21 protein-coding genes are annotated in these 23,439 nt (G+C 62.5%); 10 read left to right on the forward strand and 11 right to left on the reverse strand.

Features of this window, described 5'->3' with window-relative positions; translation table 11 throughout:
* Positions 1-120: 120 nt before the first annotated feature.
* Entirely contained in the window at positions 121-1,005 is an 885-nt protein-coding gene (locus tag NKI24_RS21485) for an NmrA/HSCARG family protein (protein ID WP_352746762.1), read from the forward strand.
* 48 nt (positions 1,006-1,053) lie between these two features.
* Entirely contained in the window at positions 1,054-1,326 is a 273-nt protein-coding gene (locus tag NKI24_RS21490; protein ID WP_023679921.1) for a DUF2798 domain-containing protein, read from the forward strand.
* A 90-nt stretch (positions 1,327-1,416) separates the two neighbouring features.
* On the opposite strand, the gene NKI24_RS21495 is transcribed toward NKI24_RS21490, so the two are convergent.
* From NKI24_RS21495 to NKI24_RS21520, 6 genes are all read right to left on the reverse strand, one after another.
* Positions 1,417-2,064 carry a YiaD family glycine zipper/OmpA-like lipoprotein gene (locus NKI24_RS21495; RefSeq protein WP_023679922.1) on the reverse strand — a complete coding sequence of 216 codons (648 nt, stop codon included), beginning with the start codon at positions 2,062-2,064 and terminating at the stop codon, positions 1,417-1,419.
* Positions 2,065-2,238: 174 nt separating this feature from the next.
* Positions 2,239-2,607: a GFA family protein gene (locus NKI24_RS21500; protein WP_352451083.1), complete on the reverse strand. Its 369-nt coding sequence runs from the start codon at positions 2,605-2,607 to the stop codon at positions 2,239-2,241.
* Between the two features lie 177 nt (positions 2,608-2,784).
* Positions 2,785-3,171, reverse strand: coding sequence for a hypothetical protein (locus NKI24_RS21505; protein WP_031212810.1), 387 nt, complete (start codon positions 3,169-3,171; stop codon positions 2,785-2,787).
* Between the two features lie 471 nt (positions 3,172-3,642).
* Positions 3,643-4,774 (reverse strand): peptide chain release factor 2 gene (prfB, locus tag NKI24_RS21510; RefSeq protein WP_352451084.1). Its coding sequence is split into 2 segments (ribosomal slippage): positions 3,643-4,707 and positions 4,709-4,774, totalling 1,131 coding nucleotides; the frame shifts between segments, so codons are not numbered across the junction.
* A gap of 167 nt (positions 4,775-4,941) precedes the next feature.
* Entirely contained in the window at positions 4,942-7,398 is a 2,457-nt protein-coding gene (locus NKI24_RS21515; protein ID WP_352748104.1) for a penicillin-binding protein 1A, read from the reverse strand.
* A gap of 214 nt (positions 7,399-7,612) precedes the next feature.
* Positions 7,613-8,875 carry an N-acetylmuramoyl-L-alanine amidase gene (locus NKI24_RS21520; protein WP_352746813.1) on the reverse strand — a complete coding sequence of 421 codons (1,263 nt, stop codon included), beginning with the start codon at positions 8,873-8,875 and terminating at the stop codon, positions 7,613-7,615.
* 666 nt (positions 8,876-9,541) lie between these two features.
* Between NKI24_RS21520 and NKI24_RS21525 the strand changes: the two genes are divergently transcribed.
* Positions 9,542-12,511, forward strand: coding sequence for an Rne/Rng family ribonuclease (locus tag NKI24_RS21525; protein ID WP_352748106.1), 2,970 nt, complete (start codon positions 9,542-9,544; stop codon positions 12,509-12,511).
* 199 nt (positions 12,512-12,710) lie between these two features.
* Here NKI24_RS21525 and NKI24_RS21530 read toward each other — a convergent pair whose 3' ends face one another.
* Both NKI24_RS21530 and NKI24_RS21535 read right to left on the reverse strand, forming a co-directional pair.
* Positions 12,711-13,658: a glutaminase gene (locus NKI24_RS21530; RefSeq protein ID WP_352748108.1), complete on the reverse strand. Its 948-nt coding sequence runs from the start codon at positions 13,656-13,658 to the stop codon at positions 12,711-12,713.
* Between the two features lie 11 nt (positions 13,659-13,669).
* Positions 13,670-14,818, reverse strand: a complete 1,149-nt coding sequence (locus NKI24_RS21535; protein ID WP_023674827.1) for a pyridoxal phosphate-dependent aminotransferase — start codon at positions 14,816-14,818, stop codon at positions 13,670-13,672.
* A gap of 145 nt (positions 14,819-14,963) precedes the next feature.
* On the opposite strand from NKI24_RS21535, the gene NKI24_RS21540 reads away from it, so the two are divergent.
* The 6 genes from NKI24_RS21540 to aat all read left to right on the forward strand — a co-directional run bounded on the left by NKI24_RS21540 (position 14,964) and on the right by aat (position 20,311).
* Positions 14,964-16,358, forward strand: coding sequence for a M48 family metalloprotease (locus NKI24_RS21540; RefSeq protein ID WP_352748111.1), 1,395 nt, complete (start codon positions 14,964-14,966; stop codon positions 16,356-16,358).
* A gap of 70 nt (positions 16,359-16,428) precedes the next feature.
* Positions 16,429-17,232 carry a DsbA family protein gene (locus NKI24_RS21545; RefSeq protein WP_352451092.1) on the forward strand — a complete coding sequence of 268 codons (804 nt, stop codon included), beginning with the start codon at positions 16,429-16,431 and terminating at the stop codon, positions 17,230-17,232.
* Positions 17,233-17,395: 163 nt separating this feature from the next.
* Entirely contained in the window at positions 17,396-17,830 is a 435-nt protein-coding gene (aroQ, locus tag NKI24_RS21550; RefSeq protein WP_031211260.1) for a type II 3-dehydroquinate dehydratase, read from the forward strand.
* Positions 17,831-17,856: 26 nt separating this feature from the next.
* A complete protein-coding gene (gene accB, locus NKI24_RS21555; RefSeq protein WP_352451093.1) occupies positions 17,857-18,315 on the forward strand; it encodes an acetyl-CoA carboxylase biotin carboxyl carrier protein in 459 nt (152 codons plus the stop codon).
* Between the two features lie 19 nt (positions 18,316-18,334).
* A complete protein-coding gene (gene accC / locus NKI24_RS21560) occupies positions 18,335-19,678 on the forward strand; it encodes an acetyl-CoA carboxylase biotin carboxylase subunit (protein WP_352748115.1) in 1,344 nt (447 codons plus the stop codon).
* 15 nt (positions 19,679-19,693) lie between these two features.
* Positions 19,694-20,311: a leucyl/phenylalanyl-tRNA--protein transferase gene (gene aat / locus NKI24_RS21565; RefSeq protein ID WP_352570907.1), complete on the forward strand. Its 618-nt coding sequence runs from the start codon at positions 19,694-19,696 to the stop codon at positions 20,309-20,311.
* Between the two features lie 81 nt (positions 20,312-20,392).
* On the opposite strand, the gene NKI24_RS21570 is transcribed toward aat, so the two are convergent.
* From NKI24_RS21570 to NKI24_RS21580, 3 genes are all read right to left on the reverse strand, one after another.
* Positions 20,393-20,761 carry a hypothetical protein gene (locus NKI24_RS21570; RefSeq protein ID WP_352593854.1) on the reverse strand — a complete coding sequence of 123 codons (369 nt, stop codon included), beginning with the start codon at positions 20,759-20,761 and terminating at the stop codon, positions 20,393-20,395.
* Between the two features lie 88 nt (positions 20,762-20,849).
* Positions 20,850-21,332 (reverse strand): DUF2155 domain-containing protein, encoded by a 483-nt coding sequence (locus NKI24_RS21575; RefSeq protein WP_352748119.1) that lies wholly within the window; start codon positions 21,330-21,332, stop codon positions 20,850-20,852.
* A gap of 157 nt (positions 21,333-21,489) precedes the next feature.
* Positions 21,490-21,888, reverse strand: coding sequence for an NADH:ubiquinone oxidoreductase subunit NDUFA12 (locus NKI24_RS21580; RefSeq protein WP_023674818.1), 399 nt, complete (start codon positions 21,886-21,888; stop codon positions 21,490-21,492).
* Positions 21,889-22,143: 255 nt separating this feature from the next.
* Between NKI24_RS21580 and NKI24_RS21585 the strand changes: the two genes are divergently transcribed.
* On the forward strand, positions 22,144-23,304 hold the full coding sequence (locus tag NKI24_RS21585; RefSeq protein WP_352748122.1) for a helix-turn-helix transcriptional regulator: 1,161 nt from the start codon (positions 22,144-22,146) through the stop codon (positions 23,302-23,304).
* Positions 23,305-23,439: the final 135 nt, after the last annotated feature.

Genomic DNA, 23,439 nt, shown 5'->3' on the forward strand with positions numbered 1-23,439 from the left:
CGCTCCTTTCTACCGAAAATCGGGAGAACCTATCGCAAAATCGATCAATTGTAACGAAGTTCGCTAGATTTTATCTTCCCTGCACAGGCCGAAAGGCAGACTCGAAGGAAGGAGATCGTCATGCGAACACCCAGTCCAACGGTCCTGGTCGTAGGCGCCGCAGGCCGCGTTGCCGGTTTGGTGGTGCCTGAACTCGTCCGCCGCAATGCCAGGGTTCGAGCGCTTGTTCGTGACGCCGCGAGTGCCGAAAAAGCCCGGAAAGGCGGCGCATCCGAGATCGCGATCGGAGATCTGCGCAACCATCGGAGCCTTGAGCAGGCCGTGAAAGGTGTCGACGGTGTCTTTCACATCGGACCGGCCTTTGCTCCCGACGAAGCCGCCATGGGGGTTGCCATGGTTGAGGCGGCGGCCCGAGCAGGCGTTCGAAAGTTCGTCTTTTCGTCGGTGATCCAGCCGACCAATACGAGGCTGGAAAACCATGCAAGCAAGGTACCCGTTGAAGCTGCCCTCTATTCGACGAACATGGAGTACACCATTCTGCACCCGGCCAATTTCATGCAAAATATCGCGCCGGCCTGGCCGTCCGTCGTCGAGCACGGCGTTTTCGCCGAGCCGTTTCCAAGGACGGCGAAGCTCGCCCGCGTCGACTATCGCGATGTGGCTGAAGTGGCGGCAATCGCACTGACCGAAGCGCGTTTGTCCTATGCGACCCTCGAGCTGTGCGCCGACGGTATGCACAGCCGCGAAGAGGTCGTCGCCATGATGAGCGAAGCGCTTGGCCGGCCGGTGTCGGCGGGCGAGCCGACATTTCAGGACTGGGCGGCGAAGGCCCGCCTTCCCTATACCGACCGGCAGTTGCAGATGCTGGCCAAAGTACACAGCCACTACGCCAAATACGGCCTCGGCGGGAACATTCTGACGTTGCGTGCCGTGCTTGGCCGCGAGCCGCGTTCGCTGCGAAGCTTCATTCAGGAATTGGCGCTGCAGACGGCATATGCCGCCTGATCGTCCTCACAATAACGCCTACGCATATTTTTTTATTAGGAGATTTCGATGCAAGCATCACCGGACCGAGCCTTCAAGTTGAGAAAGCTGCCGCCCTCCTATGGCGCGGTGGTGATGCCATTGGTTCTTTCGATTCTGATGTCCTCGATTGTCTCGGCGGTTTCGACGGCAATCGGCGCAGGCTGGACGAACGGGTTTATAGCGGCCTGGAGCTATGCATGGGGCGCTTCATGGCTTGTCGCGTTTCCCAGTCTGCTGATTGTGCTTCCGATCGTGCGCCGGATCGTTGCCGCGATTGTCGATCAGCCGGCCCGGTCCTGACATCACGAACGAAGGGCGCCGACGGTCGGTGGCCCGGCATAACCATTGGAGCGGCCCCTTGCGGGGCCGCTCTCGGTTCATGTGCTTGCCTCAGGTGAGCGGCGACAGCTGGATCTCGACGCGGCGGTTCTGAGCCCGGCCGGCAGCCGTCGCATTGGAGGCGATCGGACGCGTCTTGCCGAAGCCGGTGACGGCGAAGCGGCGGGAATCGACGCCCTGCCCGGACAGATAGTTGGCGACCGCCAGGGCGCGGCGCTGCGACAGGTCGAAATTGTGCTCGTCGCCGCCGGTCGAGTCGGTGTGGCCGAACACGTCGACCGTGGTCTGGCGGAACTTTTTCAGCACAAGGGCCACTGAATTCAGCACCGGATAGAAACCGGCCTTCACCGCGTCCTGGTCGACGTTGAAGGTGATGTCGGACGGCATATTGAGGATAATCTGGTCGCCGGTGCGGGTGACGCTGACGCCGGTGCCCTGAAGCTGCCTGCGCAGTTCGGCCTCGTTCTGGTCCATGGTGGCACCGATGGCACCGCCGGCAAGCGCGCCGATGCCCGCGCCGATCAGCGCGTTGCGGCGGTCGTTACCGCCGGCAAGCATGCCGAGCCCGGCACCCGCCAAAGCACCGAGACCGGCGCCGGCAGCGGTATTGGAAACCTTCTGTTCCCCGGTGTAGGGATCGGTGGTGCATGCGCTCACGAGCACAGCCGTCGCCACGACGGCGAGCACAATCTTTTTCATATGGTGGTCCCTCTCCATTCCACGGCCGCACAACGGCGCACCGCATCAGCCCTTCCAGCGACTTGTACCATGAAATGCGGCGAAAAACGGACCAGCAAAAGCCGTTGCCGCGGCTTTCCCCGGCTCAATTCCACACGCCTGCAGCGGCTCGCGCGACCACCGCAATTCGACCGGCTACCAGAGATTCTTGCCGTCGATGATCACCACTTCGACCTTGTCGAGATCGAAATCGTCGAACAGCCGCGAGTTCACGCTGATCTTCGGATTGTCGAAATTCGGCTCGCCTGTCGACCAGTCCGGCGTCTCGGTGAAGGTGCCACAGCCGCAGGTGGCGCAAAAACCGTGTTTTATGGTTTTCGATCCCCACTGGTAGAACGAAACATTCTCCGGCGGGCTGGTGAGTCTGAATTGCGATGGGGTGTAATAGGCCCACAACGAACCGCGTTTCGAACAAAAGGAACAGGTGCATCGCGTCACTGTCTGCGGCGCTTGCGAAACCTCGAACGTCGTCGCCTTGCAGTGGCAGCTTGCCTTGATGGTCATGAATTGGTCCCTCACAATGCCGCCGCCCCGTACGGCAAAGGCAGCATAAAGAAACGCTCCTGACAACTGCCGGTCAGCAGGCTTGTGAGCCTGCGATGCACAGATCGAAGGCCCATTGATCCAAAACCGCTGCACACGCTCGGGTCAGCCCGTGGGCAAGCTTTTGGGCGTCATGCGCTAGTAGGACGATGGGGGCACGAACAGGCAGATGGTCTTTCCGTCATTGGCACCGGCAACGGAGCACCAATGATATTCGCCGTCGGGCGAATTCTTGATCCGCTTGTCGCTATAGGCCACGACTTCCCCGGTTCCTTTGATGACATAGCCCTCGGGACGTTCGCTGATCGATGTCTGAGAGACCTCGCGGCAATCATAGCCCGAGCAGCAGGAGAACGGATAGCTCCAGCCTTGCGGCATTGCCGCGGTCGGCTTGGCATCATGCGCCAGAGCAGGCGCCGCAAATGGAATGGCGGCAGCAATCAAAACCACTGCCGCGACAAGTGAATTCAGGAGTCGGCGCGCCGTGCGGGCGACTGGGGCCGGTCTGGTTGTGAGAGCAGGCATGAGCGCAGTTCCTATCAACGGTTGTCAAGCATTTCGCTTGCCCGTTCCCGGAACGTGTCTTCCCAGTGGCCGGATCGTCAGGTCGCAGATACGCCGCGTCCGGCCATAAATGCTTTTTTCCTCCCCAGCGCATGAATGCTGGGCTGATTCCTTGGTTGGCGCAAGGAATTGCTGTCGCAACCGAACGCCGACCTCTGCAGCCGGAACCAACCTGCCGTCCTGATTGACGAAACCTGGTCAACCCCGGCAGCGGGATCGCCAATAACGGGATTTGGCTCGCGCTGGTTCCAGGCTTGGCACCGGCAGGCCCGAGGCATCCGCGTCAAAAGCCGAAATCGATTTTGAAAAACTCTACGAAAAACAAAGTTGTAGAACGACAGGTAGGTGCAAATTGAGAGCTCGTCACTCTCGCACGATGGCCGTAACTCTCGCGTGATGAACCCACATACAGCCGGATTGGTGCCGGCGGCCTTAGTCGATATCGGCCACCGTTTCACCGGCGCCACCCTCGATCCGCTGCGAGAGCGAGGCCTCCATGAAATCATCGAGGTCGCCGTCGAGCACGCTCGACGGGCTGGTGCTCTCGACACCGGTGCGCAGATCTTTCACCAACTGATAGGGCTGCAGCACGTAGGACCGTATCTGGTGGCCCCAGCCGATATCGCTCTTCGACGCTTCCGTGGCGTTCGCCACCGCTTCGCGCTTCTTCAGCTCTTCCTCGTAAAGCCGCGAGCGCAGCATTTCCCAGGCCTTGGCCTTGTTCTTGTGCTGGGAGCGCTCGGCCTGGCAGGCGACCGCGATGCCGGTGGCGAGATGGGTGATGCGCACGGCCGAATCGGTGGTGTTGACGTGCTGGCCGCCCGATCCCGAGGAACGATACGTGTCGATACGGACGTCGGATTCGGAAACGTCGATGTCGATCGTATCGTCGATGACGGGATAGACCCAGACGCTGGCGAAGGAGGTGTGGCGGCGCGCATTGCTGTCATAGGGCGAAATCCGCACGAGACGATGCACGCCGGATTCCGTCTTCAGCCAGCCATAGGCGTTGTGGCCCTTGATCAGCAGCGTGGCGGATTTGATGCCGGCCTCTTCGCCGTCATGCACCTCCAGCACCTCGACCTTGAAGCGGCGACGCTCTGCCCAGCGCGTATACATGCGCAGAAGCATCGAGGCCCAGTCCTGGCTTTCGGTGCCGCCGGCGCCGGCATGAACTTCCAGATAGCTATCGTTGGCGTCCGCCTCGCCCGACAACAGCGTTTCGATCTGGCGCGCCTTGGCCTCGCCGCGCATCGAGCGGATCGCCGCTTCGGCCTCCGCGATGACGCCCTCGTCGCCCTCTTCCTCGCCAAGCTCGATCAGGCCGATATTGTCTTCCAGGGCCTGGGTGAGGCCTTTGACCGCGGCAATGCCTTCCTCGAGGCCCTGACGCTCGCGCATCAGCTTTTGCGCTTCCAGCGGCTCGTTCCAGAGGCTCGAATCCTCGGCACGGACGTTCAGGTACTCAAGCCGCTTTATGGCTTGGTCCCAGTCAAAGATGCCTCCTCAGCAGGGTGATTGCCTGCCTGATCTCGTCGACAATGTTTTGCGTTTCCGCGCGCATGGCTGGCTGTTCTGTCCTGTTGCTGGATGGCGGTTTGGTGGCGCGATACATAGGGACGGCACGGTCCCCTGTAAAGCGCCGGCCCCTGTAATGTACCGGCCCCTGTAAAGCGGAATGGACCGGCTCGACCATCATCGTCAAGCCGGCCCGACCCGATGTAGCGATTGTCAGTAGAGCCCGCCGCCGCCGGACTGGATGGCCTGGTTGGCCTGCGGCGACAGCGCCCCGCCGGTGGCGTTGGAGCCGTCCGCACCCATGCCGATCACCCAGTAGCTGTCGGCGGGACCGGTACCCGGTTTGAAGGCTTCGATGATGGTTCCGGCGTCGCCCGCATTGGCCCGCATGCCGGTCTTGCGATTGATCGCAATCAGCTTCATGCCTTCCGGAACCTTGAAGTCGACATTGGGCGTGCCATCCAGCGCCAGGCGCATGAAATCCTTGAAGATCGGCGCGGCAAGGCCGCCGCCGGTCGCGCCCTTGCCAAGACCTTTCGGCTGATCGTAGCCCATATAGAGGCCGACAACGAGGTTCGGCGTATAGCCGATGAACCAGGCATCCTTTTCATCGTTGGTCGTTCCGGTCTTGCCGGCGATGTGACGGCCAAGCTCGTTGATGGTGGCGCCGGTACCGCGTTGCACGACGCCCTCCATCATCGATGTGATCTGGTAGGCGGTCATCGGATCGAGCACCTGCTCGGAGTTGTCGACCAGCTCCGGCTCTGGCTGGTCCTGCCACTCGGCGGCATTGCAGTTCGAGCAGCCGCGTTCGTCCTGCCTAAAGACGGTCTTGCCGTAGCGGTCCTGGATGCGGTCGATCAGCGATGGCTTGATCGACTTGCCGCCATTGGCCATGATCGAATAGGCCGACACCATGCGCATCACCGTCGTCTCGCCGGATCCCAGCGCCATCGGCAGATACGGCGCCAGGTGGTCGTAGACGCCGAAACGCTCGGCATATTCCACGACCAGCTTCATGCCCATGTCGTTGGCAAGCCGCACCGTCATCAGGTTGCGTGATTTTTCGATGCCGGAACGCAAGGTCGCTGGGCCGGCCACCGTTCCGTCGTAGTTCTTGGGCGTCCAGGTCGTGTTGCCGCTCTGGATGGTGATCGGCCCGTCCATGATCACCGAGGCGGGCGTATAGCCATTGTCGAGGGCGGCGGAATAGACGATCGGCTTGAACGACGATCCCGGCTGGCGCATGGCCTGCGTCGCCCGGTTGAACTCCGACTGCGCGTAGGAGAAACCGCCGACCATGGCCAGGACGCGTCCGGTATGCGGGTCCATGGCGATCAGGCCGCCTTCCACCTCGGGAACCTGGCGCAAGCTGTAGCTGTTGTCCGAGCCGTCGTTCTTCTGCACGAAAATCACGTCGCCCGGCTTCAGCACGTCGGCGGGCGACTTCGCCTTGACGGTCCTGCCGTCGACCACGTGGCGCATGGCGAAGCTCATGTCTTCCTTGCTGACGGTGCCTTCGACGCGGTCCTTGACGATTTCGCCGGAGATCTGGCGCGTCGGCTGCAGGCCGATGGACAGGCCGGTGGCCGAGCTGTCGAGCACGACGGCGAGCAACCATTCCGGCACGTCCTCCAACCGCTTGACGTTGCCCAGCGGCACACCCCAGTCGCCGGAAACGTCGATGCTCGTGACCGGCCCGCGGTAGCCGCGCAGCGTGTCGAACTTCATAAGTCCGTTCTGCATGGCCTTGCGGGCAATCAGCTGCATCTTCGGATCGAGCGTCGTGCGGACGGAAAGCCCGCCCTCGTAGAGCGCATTCTCGCCATAGCGCGCGATGATCTGGCGACGCACTTCCTCGGTGAAATACTCCCCGGCGAAGAGATAGTTGCCGGTGCGGCGCGGCGTGACGCCGAGCGGCTCGGCCTTGGCCTTCTCGCCTTCCTCATGCGTGACGTAACCGTTCTCGACCATCTGGTCGATGACCCAGTTGCGGCGCTCCAAGGCGCGATCGGCATGCTTGAAGGGATGGTAGTTGTTCGGCCCCTTCGGCAGAGAGGCGAGATAGGCGGCTTCGGCCACGGTGAGCTCGTTCACCGATTTGTCGAAATAGGTTAGCGCAGCACCGGCGACGCCATAGGCGCCAAAGCCGAAGAAAATCTCGTTGAGATAGAGCTCGAGAATGCGATCCTTCGAGTAGGCCTGCTCGATGCGGAAGGCGAGGATCATCTCCTTGATCTTGCGCTCGTAGGTCTGGTCTGAAGACAACAGGAAGTTCTTCGCCACCTGCTGGGTAATCGTCGAGGCGCCGACCTGGCGCTTTCCCGAGCCAACATTCTGCAGGTTGACGACAATGGCCCGGCCAAGGCCGGTCACGTCGATGCCGGGGTGATTGTAAAAATTCTTGTCCTCGGCCGACAGGAAGGCCGCCTTGACACGGTCCGGGATCGCCTGAATCGGCAGATAAAGCCGCCGCTCACGCGCATATTCGGCCATCAGCGCGCCATCCGACGCGTGGATGCGGGTCGTCACCGGCGGCTCGTATTTGGCCAGCACCTCGTAATCGGGCAGGTCCTTCGACAAATGGCCGATATAGATCGCCATGCCCGCCGCGACCAAAAGGGCCAGCGTCGTGCCGATGCCGAAGAAATAGCCAATGAGACGAATCATACCCGCTCCAGTCCTTGGTTCGGGAATTTCCTAAACGAAGCCGCCCTTCACGCAAGCTTTCGGGACGATCCCAAACCGTAATCGCAAAATCCATGTCGCGACCATGTGGGCAAAATACGGCAGCGTGGAATTTCGGTTTCGAATGCCGGAAATAAAAGCACAGGGTGTTGTCGCCGTGCAACGCTGCTTCAGGTTGTGGGCGCCGGCGGACATTTCAGCCTCCGGCCCCCGTTCCGCTCTTGGCCGAAGCAAACAGGGCAACGGCGTTGGTTATGCTCTGGGTCGCCTTGTTGCGCCAATCGGCGCTGAGCAACTGCGCTTCGTCCTTGGCGTTCGACAGATAGCCGAGTTCGACCAGCACGGATGGAACGTCCGGCGCCTTCAGCACCTTGAAGCCGGCAGAACGCTGCGGGTTGTTGATCAGACCGACGCTGGTGGAAAGCTGGCCGACGAGAGTATGGGCGAAGCTCATCGAAAAATTATGCGTCTCGCGGCGGATCAGGTCGATCAGGATATCGGTCACTTCCTTGCTGTCGTCCTTGATCTCCATGCCGGCGAACTGGTCGGAAAGATTTTCACGGTCGGCAAGCGCCTGCGCCTGCGGGTCGGAAGCCTTGTCGGACACGGTGTAGACGGTTGCGCCGCGAATGCCCTTGAGGCTGATCGTGTCAGCATGGATCGAGATGAGCAGGTCGGCCTCATGCTGGCGGGCAATGCGCACGCGGTCGTCGAGCCGCAGGAACTCGTCCGTTTCGCGCGTCAGGAACACGTCGTATTTGCCGCTGGCGGCGAGCTTGTCGCGCAGTTCCACGGCAAAGGCGAGCGTCACGTTCTTCTCGACCGTACCGTTCAGGCCCTCGGCGCCGCCGTCGATGCCGCCATGGCCGGGATCGATGACGACGGTGAAACGATGGCCCGGATTGGAGACCGGGCCGGTACCGACCCTGCCGGCCTTGTCGGCGGAGACCGTCGAACCGGTGGTCAGCGCCTGATTGGCGAGCGCTGCGTCGAATTCCCGCTGCGATGCCGCCGACATGTCGATGGCGATGCGGTAGCCGTTGCCGTCATCGTTCTTGAGCACATCGAGATTGTCGACGGCGAACGGTCCCTTGCCGGTGAGAATCAGCCGCGATTTCCCCTCGCCGAGCTCGCCGTAACGCACCGTGCGGACAAGGCCGCGCGGCTTCACATCCTTGGCATTGAGGGCAAATCTGGTGGCCGGGAGATCGATGACCAGACGATTGGGGCCGCGCAGCAGGAACCATTTGATGTCGGGTTCGCGGTCGAAATTGATGACGATGCGCATCTTGGTGGCATCGCCGGCCATCTTGTAGCTTGTGGCGCCGAGCGGTACGTCGGCAGCACGCGAAAGCGGCGAAAAGACCAGGCAAGCCAGGATCAGCGGCAGCAGACAGGCGGTGCGGAACAACCAGCCTCCATGATGACGGCCCTTGTCTGCGAAGCCTGCCAGTCCCATCTTTCTACCAATCGCTCCCGTTGGCGTCATGCCCGATCGCTTGTCGAAGTGCCTTATTGCTTGTCAAAGTTCTGGCAGGCCGCGAACTCGATTAACGATTGGTATCCAGAGAAGGTTAACCAAGCCTTTTCATGGAAGGTTTGGGACCGGGGCTTCCGCTGCGGAACGGCTTTTTGCCGGCATCGGGAATCGGGGTTGCCTTCCAACCCGCCAAATCATAAAAGCGATGGTGGATCACTGCAATCCTGGAACCGTCCTCCTCCGCAGCTTCCTGCTACAGGTCAGACGCAAGACGGCTCCTTTCGCTTCAGGCGAAGAAGGCATCGGTGATCGCGACGATTTTCGCAGGCGTGCTCCCGTGGCGGGGGAATCGCCTGCGTGAGCAAAACGGCCGGGATTGTCCCGTGCCGGCTCTGTATGAGCAAACAAGCTGGTCCGGTTTTTTCCGGGCTTTGGTTCAAAAGGTTCTGCTGGTGACGATGGCTTCAAGCGCAATCATGGAAAGGTCCGCAACAAACCGCGCCACTACGGCTGCGGGCGGCACCGCCATGGCGCTCAGGCAGCGGCCGGCGGACGTTCAATTGTCCGGCACCCATGTTCCAGGTCCACGGCAGCGGGCAGTGTCCTGCAAGCTGCGGCCGACGGCTGCCGGGAGGAAACGAAATAATGCCAAACAAAATGCTGATAGACGCCTCCCACCCGGAGGAAACACGCGTTGTCGTCGTTCGCGGTAACCGTATTGAAGAATTCGACTTTGAATCCCAGGACAAGAAGCAGCTCAAAGGAAATATCTATCTCGCCCGCGTAACGCGCGTCGAACCTTCCCTCCAGGCAGCCTTTGTCGAATACGGCGGCAACCGTCACGGTTTCCTCGCCTTCAGTGAAATACACCCCGACTACTACCAGATTCCGGTCGCCGACCGTCAGGCGCTGCTGCGTGCGGAAGCACAGGAAGCCCAGGACGAAGAGGACGAGGAAGCCGCCGAAGGCGAGGACCGCCAGAGCCGCGACCGTGGCAAGCGCGGACGCCGGCGCGGCGGCAAGAGCCGCGACCGCGGCGAGCACAGGCGCGAGGCAGGCGCGGCCGACGGTGAGAATGGCGAGAACGGCGAAGGTGCCGTCGCAGAAAAGCTGGATGCCGTTGCCGACAACACCACGTCCGACACTGCCGGACAGAGCGAGGATGCCGCCGGGCAGAGTGAAGAAGTCGCCGATAGCGGCGAGACCGAGCCTTCCGAAGGCGGATCGAGTTCCATCGCTGCCAGCGTCGATGCCGACGTAATCTCCGAAGCCGTCCCACAAGTCGAGACAAGCGGGGCCGAGACAAGCGGCGAAGCGACGTCCGAAGACAATGATCGCGGCATGCTGGAGGAGGTGCAATCCTCGCATCCGGACGATCACGAGATCGAATCGGTCGGCGCTGAAGACGCGCTCGAAGAAGTACGCAACCGCCGCAAGCCGGTGCGCCGCCAGTACAAGATCCAGGAAGTGATCAAGCGCCGGCAGATCCTGCTGGTGCAGGTCGTCAAGGAAGAGCGCGGCAACAAGGGCGCGGCGCTGACCACCTACCTTTCACTGGCCGGCCGCTATTCGGTGCTGATGCCGAACACGGCACGCGGCGGCGGTATTTCGCGCAAGATCACCAATGCGCAGGACCGCAAGCGGCTGAAGGAAGTGGTCGCCGATCTCGAAGTGCCGCAAGGCATGGGTGTCATCCTGCGTACGGCAGGCGAAAGCCGCACCAAGGCAGAGATCAAGCGCGACTACGAATATTTGATGCGGCTTTGGGAAAACGTCCGCAATCTGACGCTGCAATCGACGGCCCCTGCCCTGGTTTACGAGGAAGGCAGCCTGATCAAGCGCTCGGTGCGCGACCTCTACAACAAGGATATCGACGAGATCCTGGTTTCCGGCGAAGAAGGCTACCGCGAGGCCAAGGACTTCATGCGCATGCTGATGCCGAGCCACGCCAAGGTGGTTCAGCCGTTCCGCGACACGACGCCGATCTTTGTGCGCAACGGCATCGAAGCGCAGCTCGACCGCATGCTGCAGCCGCAGGTGACGCTGAAGAGCGGCGGCTACATCATCATCAACCAGACGGAAGCGCTGGTCGCCATCGACGTCAATTCGGGCCGTTCCACCAAGGAGCACTCGATCGAGGACACCGCACTTCACACCAATCTGGAAGCCGCCGAGGAAGTCGCCCGGCAATTGAGGCTGCGCGATCTCGCCGGCCTCATCGTCATCGACTTCATCGATATGGAGGAGAACCGCAACAACCGCTCCGTCGAGAAGCGGCTGAAGGATCACCTCAAGAACGATCGTGCCCGCATCCAGGTCGGCCGCATCTCGCATTTCGGCCTGATGGAGATGTCGCGCCAGCGCATCCGTGCCAGCGTGCTGGAATCGACCATGAAGCCTTGCCCGCATTGCGGCGGCACAGGCCATGTGCGCTCCGATTCGTCGGTCGCGCTGATGGTGGTGCGGGCAATCGAGGAATTCCTGCTCAAGGATTCGCGCAGCCACATCACGGTGCGGACGCCGGCGGCGACCGCGCTCTATGTGCTCAATCACAAGCGCGGCACGCTGGTGGAATTCGAGCACCGCTTCGGCGTTACCATCACCATCGAAGCCGATGACGCGGTCGGTGCACAACACTATGCCATCTTCCGCGGCGCGCTGGCCGAAAAGCCGGAAGGCTTTGTCGAGGCGCGCACGTTCCCGGCCTATGTCGAGCCGGAAGAACCCGAGGACGAGATCGTCATCGAAGAGGAAGACGAGGCGCCGGTGCAGGCCGAGCAGCCACGCCCTGCCCAGCAGCCGCAGCAGCCAAGGTCCGGCGAGGACGGCGAAGGCCGCGATCGCAAGCGCCGCAAGCGCCGCAGACGGCGCGGCGGCAAGGATCGTGAACACGGGGATCGTGAACACGGGGAACGCGAACATGGCGATCGCGAGCATGGCGCTGCTGTGGAAGGTGCTTCCGTTTCGGCGCCGATAGACGATGCCTTCGTAGCCGCCGGCGATCAAGGCGCCGAAGCGGAACGTGAAACGCCGGCCGGTGTTGCCGAAACGGCGGAAGCGGCGGACGACGGTCACGGCAAGAAGCGCCGGCGCGGCAAGCGCGGCGGCAAGCGCAATCGCCGTGAGGACGGCGAGGACGGCTTGGAAGCTGCCCCCGGCGAGCCAGCCGCCATGACGGAAGGTGCCGTGTCGGAAGCAGAGCCCGTAACCGGCGAGCCGGAAGGTGCGCCGCCGGCCGAAGAGCTTGCGGTGCTCGCTCCGGCGAACGACGACATGCCGAGCGCCGAAAAGCCGAAGAAGCCGCGCCGTGCCGCCAAGCCGAAGAAGGTTGCGGCGGAAGCAGTTGCCGAGATTGCGGGCGCCGAGACATCGGCTGCCGAGGCCGCCTCCGTGGCTTCCGGCGAGACCGCTGCGCCGGCTTCGCAGGAGACTGAAGCGGCGGCTGCCAAGGAAACGCCGAAGGCCCGGCCATCGCGGCGCAAACCCGCACCGGTGGATGCTCCGGTCGTGCCGGTCGTCTCCTCGATCGTCCCCGACGAGGCAAAGACCGAGGAAGCAAAGGCCGAGGACAAGCCGAAGCGTGCCGGCTGGTGGCAACGGAAGGGCTTTTTCTAAGCTTTTCCGTGCATTAGCCAGATTTTCTGATTAAAAAAAATCCCGCGCTGCCGATCGGCTGCGCGGGATTTTTTGTCCCAATTCGAGGCGACAGGCACCAGAGCGGAATGCATTCAAATTGAATGGGGCATTCCGCTCTAACTGTTTGTTTTGCCGCATTTGTGCGGACGCCAAATGATTCCATTTGGCTGCAAAATGCTTATGGCGCGAAGATCGACCAGTTCATCGTCTTCGCCAGTTTTTCCAACGCGATCGAGCCCAGCCTGGAATTGCCGTTGGCATTAAGGCCAGGGGACCAGACGGCAAGCGAGGCGACGCCCGGCACGATCCCCAATATGCCGCCGCCAACGCCGCTCTTGCCGGGAATGCCGACGCGGAAAGCGAAGTCGCCGGAGCCGTCATAGTGGCCGCAGGTCAGCATCATCGCGCCGATGCGGCGGGCGCGCTCTGCCGAGACGACGGAATGCCCGGTCGCCGGGTTCTTGCCGCCATTGGCAAGGAAGCGGCCGGCCAGGGCCAGTTGCCGGCAACTCATGGCGATAGCGCAATGGTGGAAATAGACGCCCAGCGCCAGTTCCGGCGCGTGATTGAGATTACCGAACGATTTCATGTAATTGGCAAGCGCGAAATTGCGAAAGCCGGTGGCGCGTTCGGACGCCGCGACCTCGCGGTCGATGATGATGGTGTCGTCATCGGCCAGGAACTGGATGAAGCGCAGGATCTCGCCGATCGCCTCGCGCGGCTGATGACCGGCAAGCAGGATGTCCGAGACCACGATGGCGCCGGCATTGATGAATGGATTGCGCGGAATGCCGTTCTCGTGCTCGAGCTGGACGATCGAGTTGAATGGATTGCCCGAAGGTTCGCGCCCAACCCGCTGCCACAGCGCGTCGCCGACATTGCCGAGCGCCAGCGTCAGCGTGAACACCTTTGAGATGCTCTGGATCGAAAATACCTCGTCGGCATCGCCTGCGGTCAGCATGCGGCCGTCATTGGTCACCGCGGCAATGCCGAATTTTTTCGGATCGATCTTGCCGAGCTGGGGGATATAGCTGGCGACGTCGCCGCGATCGGTACGCTCCGCCATTTCGGCAGCGACCTCGCGCAACGCATGTTCGAGTTGGGGCGCCTGATCAAACTCCAGCATCGTCGCCCCCGCTACTTCAGCCAGCGTTCGATACGCGCCATCGCCTCGACCATGTCGTCGTGGCTGCCGGCGTAGGAAAAGCGCATCGTGCGATGGCCTTGCAGCGGGTCGAAATCGCGGCCCGGCGTCGCCGCCACATGCGCCTCGGCAAGCATCCGGCGTGCAAACGCCATGCTGTCATTGGTGTGCCTGGTGACGTCGCAGAAGGCGTAGAACGCGCCGTCCATGGGCGCGGCCAAAGCAAAGCCGAGCTCCGGCAGGCGTTGCATCAGGAGCTCGCGGTTCCAGGCATAGCGCGCCTTCACCGCTTCCAGCTCTGGCGTCGCCTTGAATGCCTCGATCGCGGCAATCTGGGACAGTTCGGGCGGCGAGATGTAGAGGCTCTGGGCGATGCGCTCGACTGGCCGCACCAGTTCCTGCGGCAGCACCATCCAGCCGATGCGCCAGCCGGTCATGCAATAATATTTCGAGAAGGAATTGATCACCGTCACATCCGCGCCGAAAGCAAGCGCCGTCGTGTCGGGCGCCGCATAGGCCAGCCGGTGATAGATTTCGTCCGAGATGACGGCGATCCCGAGCTCTTGCGCCGTTTTGACCAGCGCCTCGAGATCGCCGGCGGGAATGACCGCGCCGGTCGGGTTGGCCGGGCTGGCGAACAGCACGCCCTTCAGCGGTTTTTCGCGATGCGCGGCTTGCAGGTGCTCGGCATGCAGATAGGCGGCGCCGTCCAACTCGATCTCGGCGATGTCGATGCCGAGCGCGGCCATGATGTTGCGATAGGCAGGATAGCCGGGCGCAGCGATGGCGACGCGGTCGCCTGGATCGAACATTGCCAGGAAAGCAAGGTTGAAGGCAGCCGACGATCCGGTGGTGACGGCTATCCGCTCGGGCGAAACGTCAAGCCCGTAGTGCTCGCCATAATGCGCCGCGATCGCCTTGCGCAGACCGGCGAGGCCCAGCGCGTCGGTATAGCCGATGCGGCCTGCTTTCAAGGCATTGGCGGCCGCTTCGCGAACCCCGGCCGGCGCCGGATCGGAAGGCTGGCCGACGGCCATAGAAACGACCGGCAGGCCCTTGGCTTTCAGCCGATTCGCCTCGGCCAGGATGTCCATGGCATGGAACGGTTCGACCGCGCCGCGGCGCGAAAGCGAAACAACCATTTTTCAATCCACCACATTTGTCCGCACGTGCCGGCCATGCTGGCCGCGCCGCACAAATGCCCGATTGGTGTGGGGATCACAAGTTCGGTAAGTTTAGGCTGCCGACTTTTCATCCTTCGCCCACTCGTCTACCAGTGGACCTGCCATGTTGAGCCGACCCAAATCGACGATCGCCAGGACAGCGCGCGCCCTCGCGACGCTTTCGCTTGCCGCGGTGGTCGCCATGGCCGGCTCGGTCAATGCCTTTGCGCAGAATGTGCCGGTTGTGCGCGATGCCGAGATCGAGGCGCTGGTGCGCGATTACGCGCGGCCGATCTTCAAGGCGGCGGGCTTGTCGGGCGACGCCATCAACATCGTGCTGGTCAACGACCAGAGCTTCAACGCCTTTGTTGCCGGCCGCCGCCTGTTCATCAACACCGGCGCGCTGATGACGGCCGAAACGCCCAACGAGATCATTGGCGTCATTGCCCACGAGGCCGGCCATATCGCCGGCGGACACCAGCAGAAATTGCGAGAACAGCTCGAGCGCGCCAAGACGATGGCGATCCTGGCGACGCTGCTTGGCGCCGGCGCCATGGTGGCCGGCGCCACCAGCAACAGCCGCGGTCTCGCCGGCGCCGGCATGGGCGTGGTGGCCGGCGGCGGCGAGATGGCGCAACGCAGTATCCTTGCTTATCAGCGCACCGAAGAGATGACCGCCGACCGTTCGGCGATCACCTATCTCAATGCAACCGGCCAGTCCGGCATGGGCATGCTGAAGACGTTTGGCCGCTTCCAGAACGCATTGTCGCTCTCGGGCGCGCAAGTCGATCCCTACAGGATCAGCCATCCGATGCCGCAGGAGCGTATCGCCAATCTCGAAGTGCTGGTGAAGCAGAGCCCTTACGTCGACAAGGTGGACCCGCCGGCACTGCAGCAGCGCCACGACATGATGCGCATAAAGATCGCCGCCTACATGCAGGGCCAGGCGGCGGCGTCGCGATTGATGCGCAAGAACCCCGGCAGCGTCGCCTCACGCTATGGCGACGCGCAGATGACCTATCTGTTCGGCAATCTGGCGTCGGCGCTCACCAAGACCAACGCGTTGATCAAGGAACAGCCGAAAAATCCCTATTTCCAGGAATTACGCGGCGACATCCTGATGAAGGCGAACCGGCCGAAGGATGCGGCGGACGCCTATGCCAAGTCGGTCAGCCTCGATCCGGCGCGATCGGGGCTGCTGCCGGTCTCTTACGGCCAGGCGCTGATGGCGATCGGCACGCAGGATTCGCTGAAGAAGGCGGTGGCGCAGATCAACACCGGCCTCGGACGGGATCGCGAAAACGCCGCCGGATACCGCTATCTGGCACAGGCTTACGGGGAACTCGGCAACATCCCGGCCGCCGAGCTTGCAACCGCCGAAGGGCATTTCTATTCCGGCGACTACAAGAATGCGAAAATCTTCGCCATGCGGGCGCAGCAGAGCATGAAGCGGGGCGAGCCGGGCTGGCTTCGCGCGCAGGACATTATAAACTACGCACCATCAGGTAAGAAGAAGTGAACCTTTCGGACGCAGGCTGCGACACAGCCAAACCGGGCGGACCCGAACACAGGCAAGAGGATCGAGGATCATGACCAAGGCAATTCTGCTGGGCACTACCGGAGTGGCAGCGGCTCTCGCCATGCTGGCGTTCGGCTTCGTCGCCGGCAATCCGCAGACGGCGAAGGCCGGCACGGCACAGCTTGCCCAGACGACGTCCTCAGGTACCAAGCTCGACCGTGCCGAAGTCGAAGGCATCGTCCGCGACTATCTGCTGAAGAACCCGGAAGTGCTTCTGGAGGCCCAGCAGGCACTCGAGGCCAAGCAGAAGGAAGAACAGCGCGTCGCCAGTCTCGGCGTCATCAAAGACGCCAAGGACCAGATCTTCAATTCCTCATTCGACGGTGTTGTCGGCAATCCGAACGGCAAGGTCACCATCGTCGAATTCTATGATTATAATTGCGGCTACTGCAAACGCGCCATCGACGACATGCGCGCGCTGACCAAGGCCGATCCGGACCTGCGCTTCGTACTCAAGGAGTTCCCGATCCTCGGCCCGGATTCGCAGAAGGCGAGCGTCGTCTCGATGGCCTTCCATCTGATGAAGCCGGAGAAATACGGCGAATTCCACAATGCGCTGCTCGGCGGCCAGGGGCGCGCCACCGAGGCGGCGGCGATCAAGGTGGCGCTGTCGCTCGGCGCCGACGAGGCGGCGCTGCGCGAAAAGATGAAGGACCCGAGCATCACCGAGGCCTTCTCCAAGACCTATGACCTCGCCACCAAGCTCGCCATTACCGGAACGCCGTCCTATGTCGTCGGCAACGAGGTGGTGTTCGGCGCGCTTGGCCAGGAAGTGCTGGCCGAAAAGATCGAGGCGGCGAAGGCCGCGCTCTGATCGGCATTCGGGTTTCGATTAGGCTGCGGGTTTCCGGCACGGGCCGTTTTCCGGCTGTTGTGGACGGCGAAAGAACGCACTTGCGCTCTTTTCGCCAGCGTCTATGCCCATTATAGAGGGTCCGGCGCGCCGGCTTAGCCGCGCCGGGAAAGGTCGGCATTTTTTGAAAACGGTTTTCGTCCTGAACGGCCCCAATCTCAACGCGCTCGGCAAGCGCGAGCCGGGCATCTATGGCGGCAAGACGCTTGCCGCGATCGCCGACGACTGCAAGCAGGCAGGTGCCGCACTTGGGCTGGAGATCGATTTCCGCCAGTCGAACCATGAGGGCGACCTCGTCGACTGGATCCAGGAGGCCGCCGACAAGGCCGCCGCGATCGTCATCAATCCGGGCGCCTACGGCCATACCTCGATCGCCATTCACGATGCCATCCGCGCCGTCGCGCCGCTGCCGGTCGCTGAGGTGCATCTCTCCAACATCCACGCGCGGGAACCATTCCGCCACGTCTCCATGGTCGCGCCGGTCGCCGTCGGCATGATCTGCGGGTTCGGGCCGCTCGGCTACACGCTGGCGCTGCAGGCGCTGGCTGCACGCCTATGACCGGCCAACAAACAGAAGGCTCGAAAATGTCGATAAAGAAGAACGGTGTTGACCAGCAGCTGATCCGCGATCTGGCGGGCATACTGAACGACACCAACCTGACCGAGATCGAGGTCGAGCTGGGCGATCTGAAGGTGCGCGTCTCGCGGCAGGCGCCGGCCGTCCATGCCGTCGCCGCAGCTCAGCCGGCCTATGCCCCGGCAGCCGCGCAGCCCGCGGCAGCGGCCGCCCCGGCGACGCCCGACTTGTCAAAGAACGCCGTCGCCTCGCCAATGGTCGGCACCGCCTATCTGGCACCGTCGCCCGACGCCAGGCCGTTCATCGAAATCGGCCAGAAGGTCAAGGAAGGCCAGACGCTGCTGATCATCGAAGCAATGAAGACGATGAACCAGATCCCCTCGCCGCGCGCCGGCACGGTGACGGCGATCCTGTTTGAAGATGCGCAGCCGGTCGAATATGGCATGCCGCTCGTCGTGATCGAGTAGAGCCGGGAACAGGCGAAAGATGTTCCAGAAAATCCTCATCGCCAATCGCGGCGAAATCGCCCTCAGGGTGCTGCGCGCCTGCAAGGAGCTCGGCATCCAGACGGTGGTGGTGCATTCGACCGCCGACGCCGACGCCATGCACGTGCGTCTCGCCGACGAGAGCGTCTGCATCGGCCCGCCGCCGTCGCGCGACAGCTATCTCAACATCCACCAGATCGTCGCCGCCTGCGAGATCACCGGCGCCGACGCGGTGCATCCCGGCTACGGTTTCCTGTCGGAGAACGCCAAGTTCGCCGACATCCTCGCCGCGCACAACATCACCTTCATCGGCCCGACCGGCGACCATATCCGCATCATGGGTGACAAGATCGAGGCCAAGCGTACCGCAAAACGCCTCGGCATTCCCGTGGTGCCCGGCTCCGACGGCGCGGTCACCGAGGACAAGGAAGCCAAGCGCATTGCCGCCGTGATCGGCTACCCCGTAATCATCAAGGCGTCGGCCGGCGGCGGCGGGCGCGGCATGAAAGTGGCGAGTAGCGAGGCCGATCTCGAGGTGGCGCTGCAGACGGCACGCTCGGAGGCGGGTGCGGCCTTCGGCGACGACGCAGTCTATATCGAGAAATATCTGCAGAAGCCGCGCCATATCGAAGTGCAGGTGTTCGGCGACGGCGCCGGGCGCGGCGTGCATTTCGGCGAGCGCGACTGCTCGCTGCAGCGTCGCCACCAGAAGGTCTGGGAAGAAGCGCCCTCGCCGGCGCTCAATGCCGAGGAGCGCGCGCATATTGGCGGCGTCTGCGCCAGGGCGATCGCCGATCTCGGCTATTCCGGCGCCGGCACCATCGAATTCCTCTATGAGGACGGCGAGTTCTATTTCATCGAGATGAACACGCGCCTGCAGGTCGAACATCCGGTGACCGAGGCGATTACCGGCATCGACCTCGTGCACGAGCAGATCCGCGTCGCCTCGGGCGGCGGACTTTCGGTGCGCCAGGAGGACATCCGCTTCCACGGCCATGCCATCGAATGCCGCATCAATGCCGAGGATCCGCGCACCTTCACCCCCTCGCCGGGCACCATCACCCATTTCCACACGCCGGGCGGCCTCGGCATCCGTGTCGATTCCGGCGTCTATTCCGGCTATAAGATCCCGCCCTACTACGACAGCCTGATCGGCAAGCTGATCGTGCATGGCCGCAACCGCGTCGAATGCATGATGCGGCTGCGGCGCGCGCTCGACGAATTCGTCGTCGACGGCATCAAGACGACGCTGCCACTGTTTCGCGACCTCGTTGGCAACGCCGACATCGCTAATGGCGACTACGATATCCACTGGCTGGAAAAATACCTGGCCGAAGGCGAGTGACACAGGGGCGAAGCGATGACCCGTCCCTACGCACCCGGTTATCGCATCCCGACCGACCTTTTGCTCAAAGCCTATGCCTCCGGCGTCTTCCCGATGGCCGAAAATGCCAATGACCCCGAAGTGTTCTGGGTGCGGCCGGAGACGCGCGGCATCATTCCGCTCGACGGGTTCCACATACCGAAAAGCCTGAGAAAGACCATCCGCAAGGACCTGTTCGAGTTCCGCATCGATTTCGATTTCGAGGCGACGATCGATGCCTGCGCAGAAAGGCGCGAGGAACGGCGGTCGACCTGGATCAACGCACCGATCCGCGAAGCCTATATCGAGCTGCATCGGATGGGCCATTGCCATTCGGTCGAGGCCTGGCACAACGACCGATTGGTCGGGGGGCTCTACGGCGTATCGCTCGGCCGCGTGTTCTTCGGCGAGAGCATGTTCGCCAGGGAGACCGACGCGTCAAAGGCCTGCCTGGTTCACCTCGTCGAACGCCTGAAGGCGCGTGGCTTTGCACTGCTCGATACGCAGTTCACCACCGAGCATCTCAAACGCTTCGGTGCAATCGACGTGCCGCGCGGCAAGTACGAGAAGATGCTGGCCGAGGCGCTGAAGGGCGAGGCCGTGTTTTTTCCATAACCTGGAATGGTTCATCGTTTCACAGAAACGCAATTCCGGACGGAAAGCCGTTCACATTTCCTGGAATGCTCTTGCGGCCGGTCAGCCTTTTGCTGCCGTCACCAGCGGCGTCTGTGCGTGGAACATCATCTTCCAGCCATTGACGCGGTGGACATAGCCGGTGCTGACCAGCGCCGCATAGGCTTCGCCATCTTGCCGCGTCGCACGCGCCTCGTAGGTCAGCATGACGATGTCGCTGCCCGGCTCGATGATGCCCTTGAGGTCGATGTCGAGATCGCGCCAGCGGTTCGGGTCCGTGGCAGTTGCGGCCAGATCGGTATTGCTCATCACCCGCGCCATCTGCGGGAAGGCCACCAGGCAGTCGGTATCGGCATTGGCCTTGAAATAGTCGGCACCGCCGCTCCAGAATCCCCTTTCGATGTCGAGAAGTTCGTTCTTGTTGGCCATCATCATGGCAACCTCCTCCGTAGAGAGGCACCAACGCTCGGGCAACGCGGCGGTTCCGCAGGGCGCGGTATCCGCCGCGCACTGACAGATTCTAGTTGGTTTTGGGGGCGGCGGGTGCCGGCACGTCGGACTTCTGCTTGCAGCCCTTCAGCCAGATATCATAGACGGCATGCTCGACGGCGTTGATCCCGGGGCTTTCGGCAAACATCCAGCCGGTGAAGATACGGCGTATCTTCCGGTCGAGCGTAATCTCGTCGACCTCGACGAACGAATCCGTCTTCGGCTCTTCGTTTTCGGGCCGCGAATAGCAGATGCGCGGCGTCACCTGCAAAGCGCCGAACTGCACCGTCTCGTCGATATAAACATCGAAGGTGATGATACGGCCGGTGATCTTGTCGATGCCGGCGAATTCAGCGACGGGATTGGTGATGCGCTCGGACACTGCCGGTGCTGCAGGCGCCACCGGCGCGTCCGGCGCAGGCGGCGCCAATTCCTGCGCAGCAGCGAGCGCCACCATAGAAGCGAGAACGACCGCGGTTAATCCGCCCGTCAAAATTCGGCTGAACATGCTCATGCAAGGTCCGGTGGTTTGCGCCCGGGGTGATTCTCTTAACGCCAAGGCTAGTTGCTGCTGTCGGATCAGCAAACAGCTAAACAGCAATTGTGGCGACAAAGGACCGCCCTCGTGGGGACCGCCCCCGTGGGGACCGCGCGCGTGTCGCGGCGATCGATCACGAACCAGGCGTCCAGGCGTCGTAGTCGCCCGTCACCTGCGGACGATGCTGGTTGGTCAGCACCGAGCCTTTCGGGCGATAGGCCGCGGGGCTGCCGGTGAGGTTCGGCACATGCGGCTTTTGCCAGTCGCGTGGCTTGTAGTCTTCGCTTGGCGGCGCAACGTCGACACGATGATGGATCCAGCCATGCCAGCCGGGCGGAATCGCCGAGGCTTCCGAATAGTCGCGGTAGATGACCCAGCGACGGGTGCGGCCTTCCGAATCGACGCCGCCCTCATAATAGACGTTGCCGACCTCGTCCTGCCCGACCTTCTTGCCATGCCGCCAGGTGTGGAAGCGCGTTCCCAATGTCTGGCTGTTCCACCAGGTGAAAAACTGCAGAAGGAAAGTTTTCATGCAAATCCTCGTGGCAAGTCCTTGTGGCAAGTCCTCGCGGCGGCTGCGGCGCCTGTTCCTGCTTATGGCGTCACGGCATTGCGAAGGCAAGGGTCTTGCCGCAACCGGCGAGCAAATGGCTGACGGGAAAGCGAAACGATGATGTTATTTTCGCGGCCGTCCGAAGCAGATGAAATAGGTTGTTGGCAACCTTACGCAGCGTTATTCTAGCAGTTGATGCTTCGTTGCCTCAAGGACGGCAAATGAGAGGGGCTCATGTCATCGCTGGCGGGCACGGCCGGTCGCGCGTTGCCGCAGGTCGTTGAGGCGATCTACGATTCGATTGCCGACGTCGACCGCTGGCAGGCGACACTCGAGGCCATCTGCAATCTGGCGGAAGGCCAGCTTGCCATGCTCGCCGTCATCGACACGATCAGCAGCTCCGCGCGGTTTTCGGTGTCCTGCGGCGATCCCGCAGTTCTTGAGCCATTGAAGCATGACTACGGCTCGCAAGTGCCGTTCTATGCGGCGGTTCCCAAGATGGAGATCGACGTGCCGTTCACCGTCGATTCGATCTACGCCCTGCAAGGCCCGGATACCCGGCAGAGATGGCTCGAAAGCCGCATCGTGCGCGAATGGGTGCAACCCAACCGCCTGGACGATTTCTTCTGGGTGGCGTTGATGAGGCGGCCGACCCGGATCGGCACGTTGATGGTGGTGACCGACAAGGACAGGCGCCAGATTTCCCGCGAGGATATCGAGCTTGTCTGCCTGTTGGCACCGCATGTGCGGCGCGCGGTGACCATCGGGGACCTGTTCGAGGCCGAGCGGCGCAAGGCCGAAATCTTCCGCTCCATCATCGAAAGCCTCGACCATCCGGTGCTGATCGTCGCCGAAGACATGACCATCATCTTCGCCAACCCGTCAGCCGAAGCGCTGCTCGCCGAAAATATCTCGGTCGCTTGCGTGCGCGGACAGCTTTCCTTCACCTATGCCAAAGCCAACGCCGCGATCGGCCGTGCCGTCCAGCTCGGCACGCGCGACGAATTCGCGCTCGGACCTTGCGGCATCAACATTCCCCTGGCCAGGACGGTCGTTCCGGCGGTGGCCCATGTCATGCCGCTGGCGCGGCGTGAAATCTCGGCGCGCATCTCGCAGCGCGCCGCTGCAGCGATCTTCATCGCGGCGGCCGGTTCGGCACCAATCCCGGCGCTGGACGCCATTGCGGCCCTGTTCGGATTGACCGCGGCAGAAAGGCGCGTCGCCGGTCACGTTGCCGCCGGCCTGACGCGAAAGGAGATCGCCGCGGCCGGCGGCGTCTCGGACGGCACCGTCAAGTCGCAGCTGGCGACGATCTTCGACAAGACCGGTACAGGCGATCAGCGCGAGCTCGAACTGTTGATGCGCGAATTGTCACCACCCTTGCGCTCCAGTTGATTTTGCTCAGGTTCCCCGGACCGGCAGCGGTCCAAAAGACTCGGCCGGCAAGTTTTTCAAGCCCTTGAGACCATCGTCCGCAAAATCTGCGAAACGAAACCGGCATCGTTGCAATTCGGCCAAAATCATGGTGCG

Source organism: Mesorhizobium sp. M0701, from assembly GCF_040320365.1.
Taxonomy (GTDB): Bacteria; Pseudomonadota; Alphaproteobacteria; order Rhizobiales; family Rhizobiaceae; genus Mesorhizobium.

What these genes read in the sequence shown, in the direction of transcription:
- NKI24_RS21485 (WP_352746762.1), top strand. Translation starts at nt 121, where the DNA reads ATGCGAACACCCAGTCCAACGGTCCTGGTCGTAGGCGCCGCAGGCCGC.
- NKI24_RS21490 (WP_023679921.1), top strand. Translation starts at nt 1,054, where the DNA reads ATGCAAGCATCACCGGACCGAGCCTTCAAGTTGAGAAAGCTGCCGCCC.
- NKI24_RS21495 (WP_023679922.1), bottom strand. Translation starts at nt 2,064, where the DNA reads ATGAAAAAGATTGTGCTCGCCGTCGTGGCGACGGCTGTGCTCGTGAGC.
- NKI24_RS21500 (WP_352451083.1), bottom strand. Translation starts at nt 2,607, where the DNA reads ATGACCATCAAGGCAAGCTGCCACTGCAAGGCGACGACGTTCGAGGTT.
- NKI24_RS21505 (WP_031212810.1), bottom strand. Translation starts at nt 3,171, where the DNA reads ATGCCTGCTCTCACAACCAGACCGGCCCCAGTCGCCCGCACGGCGCGC.
- NKI24_RS21515 (WP_352748104.1), bottom strand. Translation starts at nt 7,398, where the DNA reads ATGATTCGTCTCATTGGCTATTTCTTCGGCATCGGCACGACGCTGGCC.
- NKI24_RS21520 (WP_352746813.1), bottom strand. Translation starts at nt 8,875, where the DNA reads ATGGGACTGGCAGGCTTCGCAGACAAGGGCCGTCATCATGGAGGCTGG.
- NKI24_RS21525 (WP_352748106.1), top strand. Translation starts at nt 9,542, where the DNA reads ATGCCAAACAAAATGCTGATAGACGCCTCCCACCCGGAGGAAACACGC.
- NKI24_RS21530 (WP_352748108.1), bottom strand. Translation starts at nt 13,658, where the DNA reads ATGCTGGAGTTTGATCAGGCGCCCCAACTCGAACATGCGTTGCGCGAG.
- NKI24_RS21535 (WP_023674827.1), bottom strand. Translation starts at nt 14,818, where the DNA reads ATGGTTGTTTCGCTTTCGCGCCGCGGCGCGGTCGAACCGTTCCATGCC.
- NKI24_RS21540 (WP_352748111.1), top strand. Translation starts at nt 14,964, where the DNA reads ATGTTGAGCCGACCCAAATCGACGATCGCCAGGACAGCGCGCGCCCTC.
- NKI24_RS21545 (WP_352451092.1), top strand. Translation starts at nt 16,429, where the DNA reads ATGACCAAGGCAATTCTGCTGGGCACTACCGGAGTGGCAGCGGCTCTC.
- accB (WP_352451093.1), top strand. Translation starts at nt 17,857, where the DNA reads ATGTCGATAAAGAAGAACGGTGTTGACCAGCAGCTGATCCGCGATCTG.
- accC (WP_352748115.1), top strand. Translation starts at nt 18,335, where the DNA reads ATGTTCCAGAAAATCCTCATCGCCAATCGCGGCGAAATCGCCCTCAGG.
- aat (WP_352570907.1), top strand. Translation starts at nt 19,694, where the DNA reads ATGACCCGTCCCTACGCACCCGGTTATCGCATCCCGACCGACCTTTTG.
- NKI24_RS21570 (WP_352593854.1), bottom strand. Translation starts at nt 20,761, where the DNA reads ATGATGGCCAACAAGAACGAACTTCTCGACATCGAAAGGGGATTCTGG.
- NKI24_RS21575 (WP_352748119.1), bottom strand. Translation starts at nt 21,332, where the DNA reads ATGAGCATGTTCAGCCGAATTTTGACGGGCGGATTAACCGCGGTCGTT.
- NKI24_RS21580 (WP_023674818.1), bottom strand. Translation starts at nt 21,888, where the DNA reads ATGAAAACTTTCCTTCTGCAGTTTTTCACCTGGTGGAACAGCCAGACA.
- NKI24_RS21585 (WP_352748122.1), top strand. Translation starts at nt 22,144, where the DNA reads ATGTCATCGCTGGCGGGCACGGCCGGTCGCGCGTTGCCGCAGGTCGTT.